The following is a 6,309-nucleotide window of genomic DNA, read 5'->3' as shown; positions in this document are numbered from 1 at the left end:
GGCGCATTGGCAGGCGCTGGCGAATCCGGCGGATAAAGTCTATCCGAATGGGTTCACGGTGAATCCCCGGCTGTTGTTGCCATAAAAGCGAGAAACCTTTTGCAGAAAAATAGGAACTGAAATTGCCCACGGATGCCGCTGAGGCCACGGCTGGCTAAGGCTGTGGCCGTCCTTGCAGTCCTTGTTGTCTCTGCTGTCTTTGTGTACTCTGTGGTTCATCAACTTTGATTTTTCAGCAAAAGGAATTTGTTCCCAATTTTTTGCCATGTTGGCTCTCCATTTTTCTGCAAAATCAGTTTCCTTCCGCATTTGTTTCTTTGCTTAATCATTCCGCAATCCGCAATCCGCATTCCGAAATCGAGTGTTCCGCAATCCGCATTTGATTCTTTGCCCCGTCTGATAACTGATAACTCTTTTTCCCCTCCGAATTTATTCCCTCCCGGCGGCAACCACCTTTCCTGATTTCATGTCACGCTCTCGCCCGTGGGTCATCACGGACCGCGCGTTTGCGATCCGCCAGACACCGTGTGTCGCGACCCGACTGGCTGAAAAATAGAACGACATAATATTATGAAAACTCAAATCCCGGTGGGGCCAACTCCTTGCTCCAAGCTCCTAAATTCTTCGGATTTATTTTTCTGCCCGAAAATATTTCTGCAAAAGGTTTTCTGGTCTTATTCGCGCCAATTCGCGCATTTCGCGGTCATCAATGTCTGAAAATTTGAAATCTGAAATCCCTATGTGGCCCCACAAATTCATCTCCCGCATCATCCGGCCCAAGATCATCAAGCCGGTCATCATCCGCGCCATCATCCGTGTTACCCCGAAACGGATCGGCCCGCGCCCCAAACCATCCCTCATCACCCAGTACTTTCGAACCGCCCAACGGTTCATGAACCTGGATCGGATGCTGTTTTCCAACAGCTTCGCCTTTTGCCAGAACTCGTTGCGCCAGCTTCTGGCCACCTTCCCGCAACCAAACTGCACCACCCCCCTGCAAAATGGACCAGCGGCGGTTGACTCCCAAGCCTCACAACAGTCTGTTTTACATCAACTTATAAAAATGACCTCCGTCGAAACCACTACCTGAAAATTTCATTTTTGGTACAGAAATGGTCCAGTTTTGGTCCAGTTTTTCATCCAGCCTCCCCGTAGCCGCTGACGTCAGTTACCACTTCTCCACGGGTCCCTTGGGCACGGGAATGCTGTGGGCCACTTGGCCCGGCGCGAGCATGAAACTGGCGACCAGTGGCGGCGGTTGGAAGCGCGGTTTTAATTCACCAGTGTCATCCAGAAATTGGCGGCGCCATTGCAGATAATGCGCGAGGATTTCCTCGAAATGCGCCTGGCTGCGCAACAGGGTGACCCGTTTGGTGAATTCGTTGGCCGGGCCGAACCGGCGCGCGTACCAAGGCGCGATCTTGCGAAACATCCGGCAGCCATGTTCCTCGCCAAATACCTCGATCATCCAAGCGAGGTGCCGCCGCATCAGGCGGAGGCGCTCCTCAAGGACGGGCTCCGGCAGCAGTTCGCCGGTTTCCAGATAGTGCCGGGTGTGGTTGAAAATCCAGGGATTATAGAACGCGCCGCGCCCAATGCTGATCCCGGCGCAACCGGTTTCCTCCAGCATCATTTTGGCTGCCTGCGGTGTGGTCACGTCGCCGTTGCCGATCACCGGAATTTGCCGGACTGCCTGCACCACCGAGCGAATGCCCGCCAGGTTCACTACCCCGCCAAATCCCTGCTCGCGCGTCCGGCCATGCACAAACACCGCCGCGATCCCCGCGTCCTCCAAGGCGCGCGCCAGGTCTGGCGCGGTGAGGTTCTGCTCGTCCCAGCCCAAACGCATCTTGGCGGTGACGGGAATTTTGACGGCGTTGACCATCATGCGCACCAGCGCGGAAGTGCGGTCCAATTCCTTCATCATCGCAGAACCGCCGCCCACCTGGCAGACCTTGCGCACCGGACAGCCCATGTTGATGTCCACCGACGCGATGCCAATGGACTCCATCAACCCAGCGGCATCACGCATTTCCTCCGGCACGGAGCCGAATAATTGCACGGCCAGCGGGTGATCCTCGGGGCGGCTTTCAATCAACTTGAAAGCCTTGGATCGCTTCTCGATCAGGGATCGCGCGTTCACCAGGTCCGTCGTGCATAAATCCAGACCGCCCAGTTCCCTCACCGCCAGCCGGAATGGCAGGTTGGTGTAACCCGCCAGCGGCGAAAGGAACAGGTTGGACTTCAAAGCGAGCGTACCTAAGCGCAACATGTGGACGACATGTTACCTTGGGAAACGGCCATGGCAAAAAAATTACGAAAGAAACTTTTACAAAAAACCGGATGCCAGACCTGGTAAAAACTTCAGGCCGTTTGCACGGTGTGCGTGGCTAACCAGTTTAACCACAATAATTATCTTTCAACGCCGGGCGGTTCTGGTATCAAGTTTACGCATAGACACATGATGGTGTGCCGTGACGGAATGGCCAACTGGACAAACCCCCGGCAGATAAACTAGAGTGACACGCAGCTATGGAAGTCATCATAAGACCAACGGCGGAATCGGCGGCGCGCCTGGTGGCGCGAATTGCGGCCGGAGAGTTACGGAGTAACCCGTACCTGGTGCTGGGCCTGGCAACCGGCGGCACCATGGAGGCGGTGTATCGTCAACTCGTCCACCAGCACCGCGAGGAGAAACTGGATTTTTCCCTCTGCCACACCTTCAATCTGGATGAATATGTCGGGTTGTCATCGGAAGATGCCAATTCCTATCGGCAGTACATGAACCGCCACCTGTTCAACCAGGTGAACATGGACCCGCGCGATACGCATCTGCCCAACGGGCTGGCGGAAAACCTGGATACCGAATGCGCCAATTATGAGCGCCTCATCCAAAAATTTGGGGGTGTGGATTTGCAATTGTTGGGCATCGGCAAAGCCGGACACATCGGGTTCAATGAACCGCTCTCCGCGTTTCGATCCCGCACCCGGGTCAAGGCCCTGACTCCCATGACGATCGCGCAAAACGCCCAGTACTTTGGCGGTGCCGACAAGGTGCCGCGCCGCGCCATCACCATGGGCGTTGGCACCATCCTGGAATGCCGGCGCTGCCTGATGCTGGCGGTGGGCGCCGATAAGGCTGAAATTGTGGCCAAAGCCGTGGAAGGGCCCATTACCTCCATGATCTCCGCCACGGCGTTGCAGATGCACCCGCGCTGCACAGTGGTGGTGGATGAAGCCGCCGCCAGCCGGCTGCAAGGCACGGAGTATTACCGCTGGATTTTTGCGAACGAGCCCGAATGGGCTGAATATCAGTAACCATCCGGACGGCCATTTCTCAACCTTCAATCCGTAGGGTTGGTTCGTAGTGCCATGATAGTTCAACTTATGTTTATGCATTCAATGACTCGATTGTTCGGTCCGGCCTTGTGGCTGACCGTCATTACCGCCAGTGTGGCTCAGACCCAGCCGCTCACGGTACAGGTGGCCACCAAACCGGGCGGTGAATGGAAATCTTACCCCACGCGATTGCTTGAACACCTTCCTGCCAGCGCGCGCGCCAATCTGGATACCGGATTGGATCAATATGGCGGCTTGAGTTCGCGCAAACTGCCAGCCACGGGGTTCTTTTACCCGACCAATTTTCAGGGGCGCTGGTGGCTGGTGGACCCGGACGGCGGGCTATTTTTGCATAAAGCCGTGGTTTCCGTGAGTCCGTTGCGCACCAGCGGCGCGCAGAAAGCGTTCCAGGAAAAATTTGGCAGCACCGAACGTTGGGCGGAAAGCTCCATCGCCTTGCTCCGTGAGAACGGTTTCAATGGTTTGGGCGCTTGGAGTTCCGTGGACACGCTGCGCGGTGTTTCCAAACCCGTGGCGTACACCACCATCTGGAACTTCATGAGCGCCTACGGTAAAAAGCGCGGCGGCACTTATCAAAAGCCTGGCCATACGGGTTACCCCAGTGATTGCATTTTCGTTTTTGATCCCGAATTTGAGAAGTTTTGCGATGAGCAGGCCAAATCCCTGGAAAAGGGCAGCAAAGATCCCTGGTTGCTGGGGCACTTCTCGGATAATGAAATGCCTTACCGCCGTGATCCGCTGAAAGGTTACCTTTCCCTTCCGGAATCGGATCCTGGCCATCAGGCCGCCAAGGCTTGGCTGCAGAAGAAGCATGGCCCAAATGCCAACCTGCAAAAGATTGCGACGGCCGACGAAGCTGAATTTACCATGGTGGTGGCGGACCGCTATTATCGCATCGTGTCCAAAGCCATTAAGAAGTGTGATCCCAACCATCTGTATCTCGGCTCTCGCTTTCACGGTTCCGACACGAAGCGCCCGGAACTCTTTCGCGCTGCGGGGCCTTACCTCGACCTTGTCGCCGTCAATTATTACCATGGCTGGACACCGGACGCATCCATGCTGGCGATGTGGACGGCGGAATCCAAGAAACCGTGCATCATCACGGAATGGTACGCCAAGGGAATGGATTCCGGAATGGCAAACACCGGCGGCGCGGGCTGGCTGGTAAAGACCCAGAAGGAACGCGGCTACTTTTACCAGAACTTTGTCCTCGGGTTATTGGAGTCCAAGACCTGCGTGGGTTGGCATTGGTTCAAATATCAGGACAACGATCCCGAGGATACCAAGGCCGATCCCTCGAACCGGGATTCAAACAAAGGCATTGTCAACGCGCGGTTTGAGCTTTACCGTGACCTTCTTGGTGCCATGAAGCCGCTCAACGAGCGGGTCTATTCGCTGGTGGATTATTTTGATCACGCAGCCAAATAGCATGGGTGCAAAAACACGTTCATAACGTCGAATAGAATTTGTCCGGAATGAGCGTTGACGGATTTTTAGAATATGAAAAAACTCTTTGGTTTATTTAAATGGTTGGTACTGCTGGCATTGATTGGCGGGGCGATTGCGGGCTATCAGTGGTATTCCCAACGGCCGGTGAGCCAGGTCATTGACTATAAAACGGTCACGATCACGCGCGGGGACATTATTCAGTCCATCACCGCCAACGGCCAGATCAGCCCCGTAAAGAGTGTTACCGTCGGCAGCCAGGTTTCCGGCATTATCACGGATATTCAGGTGGATTATAACTCCCGCGTCACCAATGGCCAAGTCATCGCCCAGATTGATCCCTCCACCTATCGCCAGGTATTGACCCAATCCGAAGCGGACATGGCCAGTGCCATGGCTGAACTGGAACTGGCGCAGCTCAATTACGGCCGCGCCCGAGGGCTGTTTACCAACCAACTGCTGGCTGCAACCGAATTCGACAAAGCGCTGGCGGACCTGCATCAGGCGCAAGCTGCCGTGAAAAAGGCTGAAGCAGGTATCAATAAAACTAAAGTGGACCTCGAACGCACCACCATCTATGCCCCGATTGACGGCGTGGTGATCTCTCGCAATGTGGACGTCGGGCAGACGGTCGCATCCAGCTTCAATACTCCCACGCTCTTTACCATTGCCAATGACTTGCGCCTGATGCGCATCGAGGCGATGGTCTCGGAAGCGGACGTTGGCGGCGTCACTGAAGGTCAGCGCGTCAATTTCACCGTGGATGCTTTTCCCACCCGTCAGTTTGGCGGCAATGTCATCCAGGTGCGCTTCGCACCGATCACCAACCAAAATGTGGTCAATTACATTAGTGTGGTGGAGGTGAGCAACCCGGACATGAAGCTGCGCCCGGGTATGACGGCCAATGCCACGATCGTCACCGCCCAACGCACCAATACCTTGCGCCTCCCGAATTCGGCCTTGCGCTTTCGCCCGCCCACGAATGCCGTGGTGCTCGTGAACACTAACGTGCCCGCTGGAACCCGCACCAATTCGACCGCCACCGCCAGCACTGGCTCCAGCCGACCGGAAGGCTTGCCCACCCCGCCTTGGGGTGAAGGCCGCCCGCCCAGCCGTGAGGATGCCCAGAAATGGGTGGAGACGCTGACGCCTGAACAGCGCGAAAAATATCAGCAATGGCGCGAGCGACGGCGCGCCGAAGGCGGCGGTGGACGCAACTCCTCGGCCAACGCTTCAGATGGCCCGGCCACCCGCACTGTGTATCTGGTTGAGAAAGACAAAAAGCCGGGCTCAGATCTGACGGTGCTGAAGCCGGTGATCATCAAGACCGGCATCACCGATGGGACCAACACCGAGGTCATTGAGGGGCTGAACGAGAACGATATGGTTGCTGCCGGCGTCAACCTGCCATCCGCTGCTGGCACCGTAAAGACGACAGGTAGTTCTAGCCCATTCGGCCAGCCCTTTGGCGGATTCCGCCCGCGGTAACCAGCGTTTTGATTG

Annotated in this window: 5 protein-coding genes; 4 read left to right on the top strand and 1 reads right to left on the bottom strand. The window is 56.0% G+C overall.

Annotated elements, in window-relative coordinates:
* Positions 1-739 precede the first annotated feature (739 nt).
* Positions 740-1,090, top strand: a complete 351-nt coding sequence (locus tag WCO56_16855) for a hypothetical protein (GenBank protein MEI7731247.1) — start codon at positions 740-742, stop codon at positions 1,088-1,090.
* Between the two features lie 78 nt (positions 1,091-1,168).
* Here WCO56_16855 and dusB read toward each other — a convergent pair whose 3' ends face one another.
* Positions 1,169-2,272, bottom strand: a complete 1,104-nt coding sequence (gene dusB / locus WCO56_16850; GenBank protein ID MEI7731246.1) for a tRNA dihydrouridine synthase DusB — start codon at positions 2,270-2,272, stop codon at positions 1,169-1,171.
* A gap of 260 nt (positions 2,273-2,532) precedes the next feature.
* Between dusB and nagB the strand changes: the two genes are divergently transcribed.
* The 3 genes from nagB (at position 2,533) to WCO56_16835 (ending at position 6,294) form a co-directional block, all read left to right on the top strand.
* Positions 2,533-3,318 carry a glucosamine-6-phosphate deaminase gene (gene nagB, locus WCO56_16845; GenBank protein ID MEI7731245.1) on the top strand — a complete coding sequence of 262 codons (786 nt, stop codon included), beginning with the start codon at positions 2,533-2,535 and terminating at the stop codon, positions 3,316-3,318.
* Between the two features lie 84 nt (positions 3,319-3,402).
* On the top strand, positions 3,403-4,788 hold the full coding sequence (locus WCO56_16840) for a hypothetical protein (GenBank protein ID MEI7731244.1): 1,386 nt from the start codon (positions 3,403-3,405) through the stop codon (positions 4,786-4,788).
* A 72-nt stretch (positions 4,789-4,860) separates the two neighbouring features.
* Positions 4,861-6,294 carry an efflux RND transporter periplasmic adaptor subunit gene (locus WCO56_16835; protein MEI7731243.1) on the top strand — a complete coding sequence of 478 codons (1,434 nt, stop codon included), beginning with the start codon at positions 4,861-4,863 and terminating at the stop codon, positions 6,292-6,294.
* Positions 6,295-6,309: the final 15 nt, after the last annotated feature.

The organism is Verrucomicrobiota bacterium (assembly GCA_037139415.1).
Classification (GTDB): Bacteria; Verrucomicrobiota; Verrucomicrobiia; order Limisphaerales; family Fontisphaeraceae; genus JBAXGN01.
This window is presented reverse-complemented; position numbering and strand designations above follow the sequence as displayed.